The sequence below is a fragment of the Streptomyces sp. M92 genome (genome assembly GCF_028473745.1).
Classification (GTDB): Bacteria; Actinomycetota; Actinomycetes; order Streptomycetales; family Streptomycetaceae; genus Streptomyces.
Map to the genome: position 1 here is coordinate 2,449,650 of NZ_CP101137.1, position 14,491 is coordinate 2,464,140.

Annotated in this window: 14 protein-coding genes; 13 read left to right on the forward strand and 1 reads right to left on the reverse strand. The window is 69.2% G+C overall.

The genetic code is table 11. From position 1 onward, the window contains the following. Positions 1 to 4: 4 nt before the first annotated feature. On the reverse strand, positions 5 to 736 hold the full coding sequence (locus M6G08_RS11175; RefSeq protein ID WP_272591312.1) for a C40 family peptidase: 732 nt from the start codon (positions 734 to 736) through the stop codon (positions 5 to 7). On the opposite strand from M6G08_RS11175, the gene M6G08_RS11180 reads away from it, so the two are divergent. The 13 genes from M6G08_RS11180 to nuoL all read left to right on the forward strand — a co-directional run bounded on the left by M6G08_RS11180 (position 684) and on the right by nuoL (position 14,486). Further along, positions 684 to 827, forward strand: a complete 144-nt coding sequence (locus M6G08_RS11180) for a hypothetical protein (RefSeq protein ID WP_241846944.1) — start codon at positions 684 to 686, stop codon at positions 825 to 827. The two genes, M6G08_RS11175 and M6G08_RS11180, sit on opposite strands and share 53 nt — an antisense overlap. 779 nt (positions 828 to 1,606) lie before the next feature. Then, positions 1,607 to 1,966, forward strand: a complete 360-nt coding sequence (locus M6G08_RS11185) for an NADH-quinone oxidoreductase subunit A (RefSeq protein WP_003974383.1) — start codon at positions 1,607 to 1,609, stop codon at positions 1,964 to 1,966. A 12-nt stretch (positions 1,967 to 1,978) separates the two neighbouring features. Further along, positions 1,979 to 2,533, forward strand: coding sequence for a NuoB/complex I 20 kDa subunit family protein (locus M6G08_RS11190; protein WP_010041554.1), 555 nt, complete (start codon positions 1,979 to 1,981; stop codon positions 2,531 to 2,533). Beyond that, positions 2,530 to 3,306 carry an NADH-quinone oxidoreductase subunit C gene (locus M6G08_RS11195; protein ID WP_272587018.1) on the forward strand — a complete coding sequence of 259 codons (777 nt, stop codon included), beginning with the start codon at positions 2,530 to 2,532 and terminating at the stop codon, positions 3,304 to 3,306. The genes M6G08_RS11190 and M6G08_RS11195 overlap by 4 nt, the downstream gene beginning before the upstream one ends. Beyond that, a complete protein-coding gene (locus M6G08_RS11200; protein WP_272587019.1) occupies positions 3,303 to 4,625 on the forward strand; it encodes an NADH-quinone oxidoreductase subunit D in 1,323 nt (440 codons plus the stop codon). Before M6G08_RS11195 ends, M6G08_RS11200 begins: the two co-directional genes overlap by 4 nt. Then, complete coding sequence (gene nuoE, locus M6G08_RS11205; protein WP_272587020.1) at positions 4,622 to 5,494, forward strand: NADH-quinone oxidoreductase subunit NuoE; 873 nt, start codon at positions 4,622 to 4,624, stop codon at positions 5,492 to 5,494. Before M6G08_RS11200 ends, nuoE begins: the two co-directional genes overlap by 4 nt. Beyond that, entirely contained in the window at positions 5,491 to 6,840 is a 1,350-nt protein-coding gene (gene nuoF, locus M6G08_RS11210) for an NADH-quinone oxidoreductase subunit NuoF (RefSeq protein WP_198941326.1), read from the forward strand. The genes nuoE and nuoF overlap by 4 nt, the downstream gene beginning before the upstream one ends. Continuing rightward, positions 6,837 to 9,341: an NADH-quinone oxidoreductase subunit G gene (locus M6G08_RS11215; RefSeq protein WP_272587021.1), complete on the forward strand. Its 2,505-nt coding sequence runs from the start codon at positions 6,837 to 6,839 to the stop codon at positions 9,339 to 9,341. The genes nuoF and M6G08_RS11215 overlap by 4 nt, the downstream gene beginning before the upstream one ends. Next, positions 9,338 to 10,726 (forward strand): NADH-quinone oxidoreductase subunit NuoH, encoded by a 1,389-nt coding sequence (nuoH, locus tag M6G08_RS11220; protein ID WP_272587022.1) that lies wholly within the window; start codon positions 9,338 to 9,340, stop codon positions 10,724 to 10,726. The genes M6G08_RS11215 and nuoH overlap by 4 nt, the downstream gene beginning before the upstream one ends. After that, positions 10,719 to 11,360, forward strand: a complete 642-nt coding sequence (gene nuoI, locus M6G08_RS11225) for an NADH-quinone oxidoreductase subunit NuoI (RefSeq protein ID WP_073725310.1) — start codon at positions 10,719 to 10,721, stop codon at positions 11,358 to 11,360. Before nuoH ends, nuoI begins: the two co-directional genes overlap by 8 nt. Further along, positions 11,357 to 12,214, forward strand: a complete 858-nt coding sequence (locus M6G08_RS11230) for an NADH-quinone oxidoreductase subunit J (RefSeq protein ID WP_272587023.1) — start codon at positions 11,357 to 11,359, stop codon at positions 12,212 to 12,214. The genes nuoI and M6G08_RS11230 overlap by 4 nt, the downstream gene beginning before the upstream one ends. Continuing rightward, complete coding sequence (gene nuoK, locus M6G08_RS11235) at positions 12,211 to 12,510, forward strand: NADH-quinone oxidoreductase subunit NuoK (RefSeq protein WP_004927567.1); 300 nt, start codon at positions 12,211 to 12,213, stop codon at positions 12,508 to 12,510. Before M6G08_RS11230 ends, nuoK begins: the two co-directional genes overlap by 4 nt. Positions 12,511 to 12,521: 11 nt before the next feature. After that, positions 12,522 to 14,486 carry an NADH-quinone oxidoreductase subunit L gene (nuoL, locus tag M6G08_RS11240; protein WP_272587024.1) on the forward strand — a complete coding sequence of 655 codons (1,965 nt, stop codon included), beginning with the start codon at positions 12,522 to 12,524 and terminating at the stop codon, positions 14,484 to 14,486. Positions 14,487 to 14,491 lie beyond the last annotated feature (5 nt).

The window sequence follows — 14,491 nt, forward strand, 5'->3', positions numbered from 1 at the left end:
GGAGTTACAGCACCCGCACCGCGCCGCTCGGCGGGTCGTACGACAGCGGCTTCAGGGCCACGCCGGTGGACGGGTTCTGCGCGCCGACGAACATGCCGTCGCCGACGTAGACACCCACGTGGTACGCGCTGCCCGCGCCACCCCAGTACAGGATGTCGCCCGGCTGGAGGTTGCCCAGCCCGACCTGGGTGCCGGCGGTCGACTGGGCCTGGGAGACGCGCGGCAGGTCGACGCCGACCTGCTTGAAGGCGGCCTGCACCAGACCGGAGCAGTCCCACGAGTTGGGGCCGGTGCCGCCGGAGACGTAGGCGTCGCCGACCTGGGACTGGACGAAGGAGACGACGGCCGCGGCCGAACCGGTGGCCGACGAGGAGGTGCTGCCGATGCTGCTGCCCGAGCTGTCGGAGGACGACCCGGTGTCGGCGGAGGCGCTCAGGGTGGCGCGCTCGGCGGTGCGCGAGGCGCGCTCGGCGGCCGCCTTGCGTGCGGCCTCCTCGGCCTTCTTCTTCTCTTCCTCGGCCTTCTTCTTGGCCTCGGCGAGGTCCGCCTCGGCCTGCTTGGCGGCCTTGGCGGCGGCCGCGTCACGCTCGGCCTGCAGCTCGTAGCTCGCGGCCGCCTGCTGGGTGACGTCCGCGGACTGGGCGACCTGAGCGGCCAGGTCGGCCGTCAGGGTGGGCAGTTCCATGGTCTGCGTCACCGGCTCGGCCGCGCTGGCCGAACTCGACGCACCGGCCACTGCCAGGGTGCTGAGGACGCCACCGGCAACTCCGGCCCGCATCGCGATGGTCGACGCGCTGCGGCGGGGCTTCCGGTGGCTGCGTATGTGAGCGGTGTGGGACATAGGGACAACCGGTATCAGGAGCTCCTCCATACCTTCAAGAAACGTGGGCTGCGCCACAGTTGTTCAATCGGGCCCCGAATCCCGGGCGTGTCGCTCCTTATTGACGCCCTAACGGACATTGCGGGCGGTCCGTAACCGCCCTGTGATCACGGTCTTTGATCGTTACGCCCGAATTGCCCCGCGCTTACCACTTGTTGAGGCAGTTGGCCAAGCCCGGTTCTCAGACGCCTCTCATGGATGTGGCACAGGTCACGGAACGGTTACCCCTTCGGTCGCGTCCGCAGCGCGTGGCCGGCTCCCGCGTTCGCCGTCGGGCGCTCGTGAACGCGTGCACGTGTCCACACCGCACCCCGACCCTCCCTCTGACGTGTGAACGCGCCCTCTATCAAGTGATCGCGTCCAGCGCCAGTTTGCATGCAAGGGAACCCTCTTGATATTGAGACGCCCGCCGCGCACCCCCTCTGGTCAGCGGTGACGATCGAAATTGTCACCTCTGGTGATCACCTGAACGCTTCTTGTGTGAAGATCACTGCTCATCCGACTTCATGATCCTTCGTCAGGTGGTGGAGATCACAAAGCTTGTGCAATACCCCGTGTCGCAGATCACAGAGCGTCGGGCATAGGATGCGAGGCAGTTGGGCTTGTGACCTGCTTCACATGTTCGCGATCTTCGCCGGGACGAGCGGGGCTCGTGGGGCTGTTGGGGCGGCTGTGAGTCCGATGCAACCGCCAGCAGTCAGTGCCGACTGAGAGGAGCGAGGAGCGGTGAACGCGTATGCGCCCATCCTCGTACTGGGAGCCCTCGGGGCAGGCTTTGCGATCTTCTCCGTGGTGATGGCCACGCTGATCGGTCCGAAGCGGTACAACCGGGCGAAGCTCGAGGCCTACGAGTGCGGAATCGAGCCGACCCCCACGCCGGCCGGCGGCGGGCGCTTCCCCATCAAGTACTACCTGACGGCGATGCTCTTCATCATCTTCGATATCGAGATCGTCTTCCTCTACCCCTGGGCCGTCACCTTCGACGCCCTGGGGATTTTCGGGCTCGTGGAGATGCTGCTCTTCGTGCTCACCGTCTTCGTCGCGTACGCGTACGTATGGCGGCGCGGCGGCCTGGAATGGGACTGAGGGGCCTTTGACATGGGACTCGAAGAAAAACTGCCGAGCGGCTTCCTGCTGACCACCGTCGAGCAGGCCGCGGGCTGGGTACGCAAGTCGTCCGTCTTCCCCGCCACGTTCGGCCTCGCCTGCTGTGCCATCGAGATGATGACCACCGGCGCCGGCCGCTACGACCTGGCGCGCTTCGGCATGGAGGTCTTCCGCGGCTCGCCGCGGCAGGCGGACCTGATGATCGTCGCGGGCCGCGTGAGCCAGAAGATGGCGCCGGTGCTGCGGCAGGTCTACGACCAGATGCCGAACCCGAAATGGGTGATCTCCATGGGGGTCTGCGCCTCCTCGGGCGGCATGTTCAACAACTACGCGATCGTCCAGGGCGTCGACCACATCGTCCCGGTCGACATCTACCTCCCGGGCTGCCCGCCGCGGCCGGAGATGCTGATGGACGCCATCCTCAAGCTCCACCAGAAGATTCAGACCTCCAAGCTCGGGGTGAACGCCGAGGAGGCGGCCCGTGAGGCGGAGGAGGCGGCGCTCAAGGCCCTGCCCACGATCGAGATGAAGGGGCTGCTGCGGTGAGCGACGCGAACAACACCGAGGGTGACAAGAGCAACACCCCGGATGACGCGAACGGGGTGAACCCCGAGAAGGACCTGTCCGCCGAGAACCTCCCCGGCCAGCGCGGTCAGGGCGGCGAGGAGATCCGCGTCCAGCGCGGCATGTTCGGCGCCAACAACGGCGGCGACACCTCCGGCTACGGCGGCCTGGTCCGCTCCGTCCGGCTCCCCGGGCCGGCGAGCCGGCCCTACGGCGGCTGGTTCGACGAGGTCGCCGACGAACTCGAGGGCGCGCTGGAGGAGCAGGGACTCCTGCCCGACAACGCCATCGAGAAGACGGTCGTCGACCGCGACGAGCTGACCTTCCACATCGAGCGCGAGCACCTGGTCCGCGTCGCCCGCACCCTGCGCGACGACCCGGCCCTGCGCTTCGAACTGTGCACCGGCGTCAGCGGCGTCCACTACCCGAACGACAAGGGCCGCGAGCTGCACGCCGTCTACCACCTGCGCTCGATCACCCACAACCGGCTGATCCGCCTGGAGGTCAGCGCCCCCGACGCCGATCCGCACATCCCGTCGCTCTTCGCGGTCTACCCGACGAACGACTGGCACGAGCGCGAGACGTACGACTTCTTCGGCATCGTCTTCGACGGCCACCCGGCGCTGACGCGGATCATGATGCCGGACGACTGGCAGGGCTTTCCGCAGCGCAAGGACTACCCCCTCGGCGGCATCCCCGTCGAGTACAAGGGCGCCCAGATCCCGGCTCCGGACCAGCGGAGGTCGTACTCATGAGCACTTCGCACGCCTCCCCTCGCGAGACCACCGAGGGCACCGTCTACACGGTCACCGGCGGCGACTGGGACGAGGTCGTCCAGGCCGCGGCCCGCGCCGACGACGAGCGCATCGTCGTCAACATGGGGCCGCAGCACCCCTCCACCCACGGCGTGCTCCGCCTGATCCTCGAGATCGACGGCGAGACGGTCACCGAAGCCCGCTGCGGCATCGGCTACCTGCACACCGGCATCGAGAAGAACCTCGAGTACCGGACGTGGACCCAGGGCACCACCTTCGTGACGCGCATGGACTACCTGACGTCGTTCTTCAACGAGACGGCGTACTGTCTGGGCGTCGAGAAGCTGCTCGGCATCGAGGACGAGATCCCGGACCGGGCCACGATCATCCGGGTCCTGCTGATGGAGCTGAACCGGCTCTCCTCCCACCTGGTGTGCATCGCCACCGGCGGCATGGAACTCGGCGCCACCACGATCATGATCTACGGCTTCCGTGATCGTGAACTCGTTCTCGACATCTACGAGCTGATCACCGGCCTGCGGATGAACCACGCGTTCATCCGCCCGGGCGGACTCGCCCAGGACCTGCCGCCCGGCGCGGTGGACCACATCCGCGAGTTCGTGAAGAAGATGAAGAAGAACCTCCCGGAGTACGACAAGCTCGCCACCGGGAACCCCATCTTCAAGGCCCGCATGCAGGACGTCGGCTATCTCGACCTGGCCGGCTGCATGGCCCTCGGCGCCACCGGCCCGGTCCTCCGGTCCACCGGCCTGCCGCACGACCTGCGCAAGGCGCAGCCGTACTGCGGCTACGAGACGTACGACTTCGACGTCCCGACCGCCGACACCTGCGACGCCTACGGCCGCTTCCTGATCCGGCTGGAGGAGATGCGCCAGTCGCTCCGGATCGTCGAGCAGTGCCTGGACCGGCTCCAGCCCGGCCCGGTCATGGTCGCCGACAAGAAGATCGCCTGGCCCGCCCAGCTCGCCCTGGGACCGGACGGACTCGGCAACTCCCTCGACCACATCAAGAAGATCATGGGCACCTCCATGGAGGCTCTGATCCACCACTTCAAGCTGGTCACGGAGGGCTTCCGCGTGCCGCCGGGCCAGACCTACACGGCGGTGGAATCGCCCAAGGGCGAGCTCGGGGTGCACGTCGTCTCCGACGGCGGCACCCGCCCCTTCCGGGTCCACTTCCGCGACCCGTCCTTCACCAATCTGCAGGCCATGGCGGCGATGTGCGAGGGCGGCCAGGTCGCCGACGTCATCGTCGCCGTGGCGTCCCTCGACCCCGTGATGGGAGGCGTCGACCGGTGACCACCTCTTCTTCGGAGCGGGGCGTCAGCCTGGGCATGCCGGAACTGCCCGCGCCCGCCTACCCGGACGACGTCCGGGCCCGGCTGGAGACCGACGCGCGCGAGGTCATCGCACGCTACCCGGACTCCCGGTCCGCCCTCCTGCCCCTGCTGCACCTCGTGCAGTCCGAGGAGGGGCACGTCACGCGCACCGGGATGCAGTTCTGCGCGGACATGCTGGACCTCACCACGGCCGAGGTCACCGCGGTCGCCACCTTCTACACCATGTACCGGCGCAGGCCGAGCGGGGACTACCAGGTCGGCGTCTGCACCAACACGCTGTGCGCGGTGATGGGCGGCGACGCGATCTTCGAGTCCCTCCAGGAACACCTGGGCGTCGGCAACGGCGAGACCACCGGGGACGGCAAGGTCACCCTGGAGCACATCGAGTGCAACGCGGCTTGCGACTTCGCGCCGGTCGTGATGGTCAACTGGGAGTTCTTCGACAACCAGACCCCGGCCAGCGTCAGGCGCCTCGTGGACGACCTGCGCGCGGGACGGCCGGTGACGCCCACGCGCGGTGCGCCGCTGTGCACCTTCAAGGAGACCGCCCGGATCCTGGCGGGCTTCCCCGACGAGCGGGACGGCGCCGTCGCGGCCGGCGGCAGCGCGGGTCCCGCCTCCCTGGCCGGGCTCAAGCTGGCCAAGGGCGAGGCGTCCGCCGCACGCGTGGTGCACCCGCGGGACGGCGGACCGCACGACGCACCGCAGGACCGGGCCGTGCACGACCCGTCCCCGACGGAACACCTGAGCTCGCACGACGCGCCGCAGGACACATCGGCATCCGACCCTTCCCACCCGGCAGGGCCTACCGCCGAGGAGGGGGAGTGATGACCGTGGCAGCCGAGATCAAGGGCACCAGTCCGGAGAAGCTGCTCGCACCCGTGCTGTCGGCCTTCTGGGACGAGGACGAGTCCTGGACTCTGGACGTCTACCGGAGGCACGAGGGGTACGAGGGGCTCCGCAAGGCGCTGGCGATGTCGCCGGACGACCTGATCGCGTACGTCAAGGACTCGGGTCTGCGCGGACGCGGCGGCGCGGGGTTCCCGACGGGGATGAAGTGGCAGTTCATTCCCCAGGGAGATGGCAAGCCTCACTATCTAGTTGTCAACGCCGACGAATCGGAGCCGGGGACCTGCAAGGACATCCCGCTCCTCTTCGCGAACCCGCACAGCCTCATCGAGGGCATCGTCATCGCGTGTTATGCCATCAGGTCTTCGCATGCCTTCATCTATCTGCGTGGTGAAGTCGTCCCAGTGCTGCGGCGGTTGCACGAGGCCGTGCGCGAGGCCTACGCGGCCGGCTTCCTCGGCGAGAACATCCTGGGCAGCGGACTCGACCTCGAACTCACCGTGCACGCGGGCGCGGGCGCGTACATCTGCGGTGAGGAGACCGCACTGCTCGACTCGCTCGAAGGCCGCCGGGGTCAACCGCGGCTCCGTCCCCCCTTCCCTGCCGTCGCGGGCCTCTACGCGTGCCCGACTGTGGTGAATAACGTCGAATCGATCGCGTCGGTTCCCGCGATCCTGAACAAGGGCAAGGACTGGTTCAGGTCGATGGGCAGCGAGAAGTCCCCGGGCTTCACGCTCTACTCGCTCAGCGGCCACGTCGCGGGTCCCGGCCAGTACGAGGCCCCGCTCGGCATCACGCTGCGCCAGCTCCTCGACATGAGCGGCGGCATGCGCCCGGGCCACCGGCTGAAGTTCTGGACGCCGGGCGGCTCCTCGACGCCGATGTTCACCGACGAGCACCTTGACGTCCCCCTCGACTACGAGGGAGTGGGCGCCGCCGGATCCATGCTCGGCACCAAGGCGCTCCAGTGCTTCGACGAGACGACCTGCGTCGTGCGGGCCGTCACCCGCTGGACCGAGTTCTACGCCCACGAGTCCTGCGGCAAGTGCACGCCCTGCCGCGAGGGCACGTACTGGCTCGTCCAGCTGCTGCGCGACATCGAGGCCGGCAAGGGCGTGATGTCCGACCTCGACAAGCTGAACGACATCGCCGACAACATCAACGGCAAGTCCTTCTGCGCCCTCGGCGACGGTGCCGCCTCGCCGATCTTCTCCTCGCTCAAGTACTTCCGCGAGGAGTACGAGCAGCACATCACGGGCCGCGGCTGTCCCTTCGACCCGGCCAAGTCGACGGCCTGGGCCGACCGCACGGAGGTGAACGCATGACCGTGACCACCAATGCTCCCTCGGGAGGGGGAGAGGCGGCGGTCCCGCCGGAGGACCTCGTATCGCTGACGATCGACGGCGCCGAGATCAGCGTGCCCAAGGGCACCCTGGTCATCCGGGCCGCCGAACAGCTCGGCATCGAGATCCCCCGGTTCTGCGACCACCCCCTCCTCGACCCGGCCGGCGCATGCCGCCAGTGCATCGTCGAGGTCGAGGGCCAGCGCAAGCCCATGGCCTCCTGCACCATCACCTGCACCGACGGCATGGTGGTGAAGACCCACCTGACCTCGCCCGTCGCGGAGAAGGCCCAGCACGGTGTGATGGAGCTGCTGCTCATCAACCACCCGCTGGACTGCCCGGTCTGCGACAAGGGCGGCGAGTGCCCGCTGCAGAACCAGGCGATGTCGCACGGCCAGGCGGACTCCCGCTTCGAAGGAAAGAAGCGGACGTACGAGAAGCCCGTGCCGATCTCCACGCAGGTGCTGCTCGACCGCGAGCGGTGCGTGCTGTGCGCCCGCTGCACCCGGTTCTCCAACCAGGTCGCGGGCGACCCGATGATCGAGCTGATCGAGCGGGGTGCGCTCCAGCAGGTCGGCACCGGCGAGGGCGACCCCTTCGAGTCGTACTTCTCCGGCAACACCATCCAGATCTGCCCGGTCGGCGCGCTCACCTCGGCGGCGTACCGGTTCCGCTCCCGCCCCTTCGACCTGATCTCCTCGCCGTCGGTGTGCGAGCACTGCTCCGGCGGCTGCGCGACCCGCACCGACCACCGGCGCGGCAAGGTCATGCGGCGCCTGGCGGCCAACGACCCCGAGGTCAACGAGGAGTGGATCTGCGACAAGGGCCGCTTCGGCTTCCGGTACGCGCAGCAGCGGGACCGGCTGACGACGCCCCTGGTGCGAGGCGCCGAGGGCGAGCTGGAGCCCGCCTCCTGGCCGGAGGCCCTGCAGATCGCCGCGCAGGGGCTGCTCGCCTCCAGGGGCCGGACCGGTGTCCTGGCCGGCGGGCGGCTCACCGTGGAGGACGCCTACGCGTACAGCAAGTTCGCGCGCGTGGCGCTCGACACCAACGACATCGACTTCCGCGCGCGCGTGCACAGCACCGAGGAGGCCGACTTCCTGGCCGCCCGGGTCGCCGGGCGCGGCCGCGACCTCGACGGCACGGGAGTCACGTACACCGCGCTGGAGAAGGCGCCCGCCGTCCTGCTGGTCGGGTTCGAGTCCGAGGAGGAGGCGCCCGGCGTCTTCCTGCGGCTGCGCAAGGCCTGGCGCAAGCACGGGCAGAAGGTCTTCTCGCTGGCCACGCACGCCACGCGGGGCCTGGAGAAGGCCGGCGGCACCCTGCTGCCGGCGGCTCCCGGCACCGAGACCGAGTGGCTGGACGCCCTCGCCAGCGGCGTCGGCCTGGAGGACGGTGGCACCCAGGCCGCCGAGGCACTGCGCGCCGAGGGCGCCGTGATCGTCGTGGGCGAGCGGCTGGCGTCCGTGGCCGGGGGCCTCACCTCCGCGGTACGGACCGCCTCCGCGACCGGCGCGCGGCTGGTGTGGATCCCGCGCCGGGCCGGGGAGCGCGGTGCCATCGAGGCGGGGGCGCTGCCCTCGCTGCTGCCGGGCGGACGCCCGGCGACCGACCCGCGCGCGCGTGAGGAGGTCGCCGCGGTCTGGGGCCTGGCCGACCTCCCGCACCGCTACGGCCGCGACACCGGTGAGATCGTCGAGGCCGCCGCCCGGGGCGAGCTCCAGGCACTGCTCGTGGCGGGAGTGGAGGTCGCCGACCTGCCCGATCCGGCACGCGCGCGTGCGGCACTCGCGGAGGCCGGGTTCGTGGTCTCCCTGGAGCTGCGGCCCAGCGAGGTCACCGAGAAGGCCGACGTCGTCCTGCCGGTCGCCGCGGTCGCCGAGAAGGCCGGGACCTTCCTCGACTGGGAGGGCCGGGCGCGCATCTTCGAGGCCGCGCTCAAGCCCGACCAGATGACCCGCCGCCTCGCCCCCACCGACGCCCGCGTCCTGCAGATGCTGGCCGACGCCATGGACGTGCACCTGGGTCTGCCGGACCTGCGCACCACCCGCGCGGAGATCGACCGGCTCGGTGCCTGGGACGGGCCGCGGGCCGGCGAACCGCTGTACACCGCGGGCGCGCTGCCCCGGCCGGCCGCCGGCGAGGCGGTACTGGCCGGGCACCGGCTGCTGCTCGACCAAGGACTGCTCCAGCAGGGCGACGAGGCGCTGGCCGGCACCCGGCACGCCGCCCGCGCGCGCGTGTCCGCCGCCACCGCCGCCGAGGCCGGCGTCAAGGACGGCGACCTCCTGGCGGTCACCGGACCCGCCGGTGCCGTCGAATTCCCGCTCCAGATCACCGAGATGCCCGACCGGGTGGTCTGGCTCCCGCTGAACTCGGCCGGCAACGGCGTCGCCTCCGACGCCGGGGTGCTGCCCGGGACCCTCGTCCGCATCGGTCCGGCCACGCTCGCGGGCGAGGCCCCCAAGGAGGTGGAGGCATGAGCCCGTACCTCGCCGCTGAAGACCTCTCGATGTTCGGCACCGACCCGTGGTGGCTGGTCGTCGTCAAGGCGGTCTTCTGCTTCGCCTTCCTGATGGTGACCGTGCTGTTCTCCATCGTGTGGGAGCGCAAGGTCGTCGCCTGGATGCAGCTGCGCATCGGCCCCAACCGGCACGGCCCCTGGGGCATGCTCCAGTCGCTCGCCGACGGCATCAAGCTGATGCTCAAGGAAGACGTCGTCGTCAAGCGCGCCGACAAGGTGGTGTACGTCCTCGCGCCGATCGTCGCCGCCATCCCGGCCTTCATGGCGATCGCGGTGATCCCCTTCGGGCCTGCCGGCAATGAGATCTCGATCTTCGGCCAGCGCACCGCCATGCAGCTCACCGACCTGCCGATCGCGCTGCTCTACATCCTCGCGGTCGCCTCGATCGGCATCTACGGCATGGTGCTGGCGGGTTGGAGCTCGGGATCGACGTACCCGCTCCTCGGCGGCCTGCGCTCCTGCGCGCAGATGATCTCCTACGAGATCGCGATGGGCGCCGCGTTCGCCTCGGTCTTCCTCTACTCGGGGTCGATGTCGACGTCGGAGATCGTCGCCCAGCAGGGCGACCGCTGGTACATCGTGCTGCTGCCGGTCTCCTTCATCCTCTACATCGTCACCATGGTCGGCGAGACCAACCGGGCCCCCTTCGACATGCCGGAGTCCGAGGGCGACCTGGTGGGCGGTTTCAACACCGAGTACTCGTCGATCAAGTTCGCGATGTTCATGCTCGCCGAGTACGTGAACATGGTGACGGTCTCGGCGGTCGCCACCACGCTCTTCCTCGGCGGCTGGCGGGCACCGTGGCCGGTCAGCACCTTCTGGGAGGGTGCCAACCACGGTTGGTGGCCGCTGCTCTGGTTCGTGGTCAAGGTGCAGCTGCTGCTGTTCTTCTTCATCTGGCTGCGCGGGACGCTCCCGCGCGTCCGCTACGACCAGCTGATGAAGCTCGGCTGGAAGGTCCTCATCCCGGTCTCCCTGGTCTGGCTGATGCTGGTGGCGACCGTGCGGGCCCTGCGCAACGAGAACTACGAGTTCACCGACATCGCCCTCTACATCGGCGGCGGAGTCCTGGTCCTGCTGGTGCTGTCCTTCGTCGTCGACATGTACCGCGACAAGGGCAAGCGGGCCGAGGCCCCGGCCGAGGAACCGGCCGCCTTCGACCCGATGGCCGGCGGGTTCCCCGTACCGCCGCTGCCCGGGCAGGAGCTGCCGCCGGTGCCCAGGCGCCGTCCGCGCCGGGAGCGGGAGCTGATTGTCAGTGGTGGGCCCGATACTCACAGTGACGGATCTACGGGTGGATCTGCGGGTGGATCTACGGATGGAAAGGAGGCGTCCGATGGCTGAGGAACCGAAGGAGACCGACCCCGGTTTCCTGAACCCCGTGGCCGGCTTCGGCGTGACCTTCAAGGCCATGTTCAAGAAGCGGCTGACCGAGCAGTACCCGGAGCAGCAGAAGACCACCGCTCCGCGCTTCCACGGACGGCACCAGCTCAACCGCCATCCGGACGGCCTGGAGAAGTGCGTCGGCTGTGAGCTGTGCGCCTGGGCGTGTCCCGCCGACGCCATCTACGTGGAGGGCGCGGACAACACCGACGAGGAGCGCTACTCGCCGGGCGAGCGGTACGGCCGCGTCTACCAGATCAACTACGCCCGCTGCATCCTGTGCGGCCTGTGCATCGAAGCGTGCCCCACGCGTGCGCTGACGATGACCAACGACTTCGAACTGGCCGACTCCAGTCGCGCCAACCTCATCTTCACCAAGGACCAGCTCCTCGCCGGTCTGGAGGAGGGCATGGTCGACTCGCCTCACGCCATCTATCCGGGCACGGACGAGCAGGACTACTACCGGGGCCTGGTGACCGAGGCCGCGCCCGGCACCGTCCAGCAGGTCGCGCACTCCAAGGGCGAGGTCGTCCAGGAGGGCGACTCGACGTTCGGCGGGACCGAGCCGGCCTCGGAGGAGGTGATCCGCCGATGAGCGCGCAGCTCGCCGCCGCGGCGACTCTCTCCGCCGGCACCTCGACCGGAGAGGCCGTCCAGTTCTGGATCCTCGGCACCGTCGCGGTGATCGGCGCCCTGTGCACCGTCTTCATGAAGAAGGCAGTGCACAGCGCGCTCTGCCTCGCCGGAACCATGATCGTCCTGGCGGTGTTCTACCTCGCCAACGGTGCCTACTTCCTCGGCGTGGTGCAGATCATCGTCTACACCGGCGCGATCATGATGCTGTTCCTGTTCGTGGTGATGCTCGTAGGCGTCACCGCGGCGGACTCCCTGAAGGAGACCATCAAGGGCCAGCGCTGGCTGGCCCTGCTTTCCGGGCTCGGCTTCGGCATCCTGCTGATCGGCGGCATCGGCAACGCCTCGGTCAGCGAGTTCACCGGCCTCGGCCAGGCGAACGCGAACGGCAACGTGGAGGGACTCGCGTCCCTCATCTTCACCAAGTACGTCTTCGCCTTCGAGATCACCGGCGCCCTGCTCATCACGGCCGCGGTCGGCGCCATGGTGCTCACCCACCGCGAGCGCACCGAGCGGGCCGCGACCCAGCGGGAGCTGGCCGAGAAGCGCGTCCGCGAGGGCAAGTACCTGCCGCCGCTGCCCGCACCCGGCGTCTACGCCCGGCACAACGCGGTCGACATCGCGGGCCTGCTGCCCGACGGCACCCCCTCCGAGCTGACCGTCAGCAAGACGCTGCGCGATCGGGGGCAGATCCGCGACGTCTCGGCGGACGCGCTCAACGACCTCAAGGCACTGGAGCAGCGTGCCGAGGAGCGCCTGGAGCGAACGGCGGTCGACCCGGCCAACTTCAAGCGGTCCGAGGAGGCGTCGAAGTGAACCCCGTGAACTACCTCTATCTCGCGGCCCTGTTGTTCACGATCGGTGCCACCGGCGTGCTGATCAGGCGCAACGCGATCGTGGTGTTCATGTGCGTGGAGCTGATGCTCAACGCCTGCAACCTCGCGTTCGTCGCCTTCTCCCGCATGCACGGCAACCTCGACGGCCAGATCATCGCCTTCTTCACGATGGTCGTCGCCGCCGCGGAGGTCGTGGTCGGGCTCGCGATCATCGTGTCCCTGTTCCGTTCCCGCCACTCGGCCTCGGTCGACGACGCCAGCCTGATGAAGCTGTAAGGGGCTGAAACGTGGAGAACCTGATTGCGCTGCTGGTGGCGGCGCCCTTGCTCGGAGCGGCGGTCCTGCTGTGCGGCGGACGCCGGCTGGACGCCGTCGGCCACTGGATCGGCACGGTGCTGGCGGCCGCCTCGTTCGTGATCGGCGTCGTCCTCTTCGCCGACATGCTCGGCGCCGGCGCCGAGGACCGCACGCTGACGCAGCACCTGTTCAGCTGGATCCCGGTGGAGGGCTTCCAGGCCGACGTCGCCTTCCGGCTCGACCAGCTGTCGATGACGTTCGTGCTGCTGATCACCGGCGTCGGTTCGCTCATCCACCTGTACTCGATCGGGTACATGGAGCACGACGAGCGCCGCCGCCGCTTCTTCGGCTATCTGAACCTGTTTCTCGCGGCGATGCTGATCCTCGTGCTCGCCGACAACTACCTGCTGCTGTACGTCGGCTGGGAGGGCGTCGGCCTCGCCTCCTACCTGCTGATCGGCTTCTGGCAGCACAAGCCCAGCGCCGCCACCGCCGCGAAGAAGGCCTTCCTGGTCAACCGCGTCGGCGACATGGGCCTGTCCATCGCGATCATGCTGATGTTCCTGTGGTTCGGCACCTTCGCCTTCGGGCCGGTGCTCGGCGGCCACGGGGAGGCCGGGCTCGCGGGCGAGGCCGGTGAGGGCAAGCTCACCGCCATCGCCCTCATGCTGCTGCTCGCGGCCTGCGGCAAGTCCGCCCAGGTTCCGCTGCAGTCCTGGCTCGGGGACGCGATGGAGGGCCCGACCCCGGTATCGGCCCTGATCCACGCCGCGACCATGGTGACGGCGGGCGTGTACCTGATCGTCCGCTCGGGAGCCATCTTCAACGGCGCGCCCGACGCGCAGCTCGTCGTCACCATCGTCGGCGCGGTCACGCTGCTGTTCGGTGCGATCGTCGGTTGCGCCAAGGACGACATCAAGAAGGCACTGGCCGGCTCGACCATGTCGCAGATCGGCTACATGGTACTGGCGGCCGGTCTCGGCCCGATCGGCTACGTCTTCGCGATCATGCACCTGGTGACGCACGGCTTCTTCAAGGCCGGGCTGTTCCTCGGCGCCGGTTCGGTCATGCACGGCATGAACGACGAGGTCGACATGCGTCGCTACGGCGGGCTGCGCAAGTACATGCCGGTCACCTTCATCACCTTCGGCCTCGGCTACCTCGCCATCATCGGCTTCCCGGGCCTGTCCGGCTTCTTCTCCAAGGACAAGATCATCGAGGCGGCGTTCGCCAAGGGCGGCACCGAGGGCTGGATCCTCGGCGCCTGCGCCCTGCTGGGCGCCGCCATCACGGCGTACTACATGACGCGCGTGATGCTGATGACGTTCTTCGGCGAGGAGCGCTGGCGCAACGCCCCGACGCCGTCGCCGGCCCAGCCGGACGTGGAGCCGGCCGCCGAGACGCGCGGCGAGTACACACCGCCGCACCCGCACGAATCCCCGAGGACCATGACGATCCCGATGATCGTGCTGGCCGTCGGCTCGGTGTTCGGCGGCGCGTTCTTCAGCGTCGGCGACCGCTTCGTGCACTGGCTCGAGCCCATCACCGGGCACGACCACGGCCACGCGCCGATCAGCGCCCTGACCGTCACCGTCTCGACGGTCGCCGTGATGGTGATCGGCGTCGCGGTCGCCTGGGCGCAGTACGGCCGCCGCCCGGTCCCGTCCGTCGCCCCGCGCGGATCGCTGCTCACCCGGGCCGCCCGGCGTGACCTGCTCCAGGACGACTTCAACCACGTGGTACTGGTCCGCGGCGGAGAGCACCTGACGCGCTCCCTGGTGTACGTCGACCACACCCTGGTCGACGGCGTCGTCAACGGCACGGCGGCCTCGGTCGGCGGCCTGTCCGGGCGGATGCGAAAGCTGCAGAACGGGTTCGCGCGCAGCTACGCGGTCTCGATGTTCGGCGGTGCGGCGGTCCTCGTCGCCGCGACCCTGCTGATGAGGGCGGTCTGATACCG

Bases quoted from the DNA above. Each gene is read 5' to 3' on its own strand.
- M6G08_RS11180 (WP_241846944.1), top strand. From the start codon at position 684: ATGGTCTGCGTCACCGGCTCGGCCGCGCTGGCCGAACTCGACGCACCG.
- M6G08_RS11215 (WP_272587021.1), top strand. From the start codon at position 6,837: ATGACCGTGACCACCAATGCTCCCTCGGGAGGGGGAGAGGCGGCGGTC.
- M6G08_RS11200 (WP_272587019.1), top strand. From the start codon at position 3,303: ATGAGCACTTCGCACGCCTCCCCTCGCGAGACCACCGAGGGCACCGTC.
- M6G08_RS11230 (WP_272587023.1), top strand. From the start codon at position 11,357: ATGAGCGCGCAGCTCGCCGCCGCGGCGACTCTCTCCGCCGGCACCTCG.
- nuoH (WP_272587022.1), top strand. From the start codon at position 9,338: ATGAGCCCGTACCTCGCCGCTGAAGACCTCTCGATGTTCGGCACCGAC.
- M6G08_RS11190 (WP_010041554.1), top strand. From the start codon at position 1,979: ATGGGACTCGAAGAAAAACTGCCGAGCGGCTTCCTGCTGACCACCGTC.
- nuoI (WP_073725310.1), top strand. From the start codon at position 10,719: ATGGCTGAGGAACCGAAGGAGACCGACCCCGGTTTCCTGAACCCCGTG.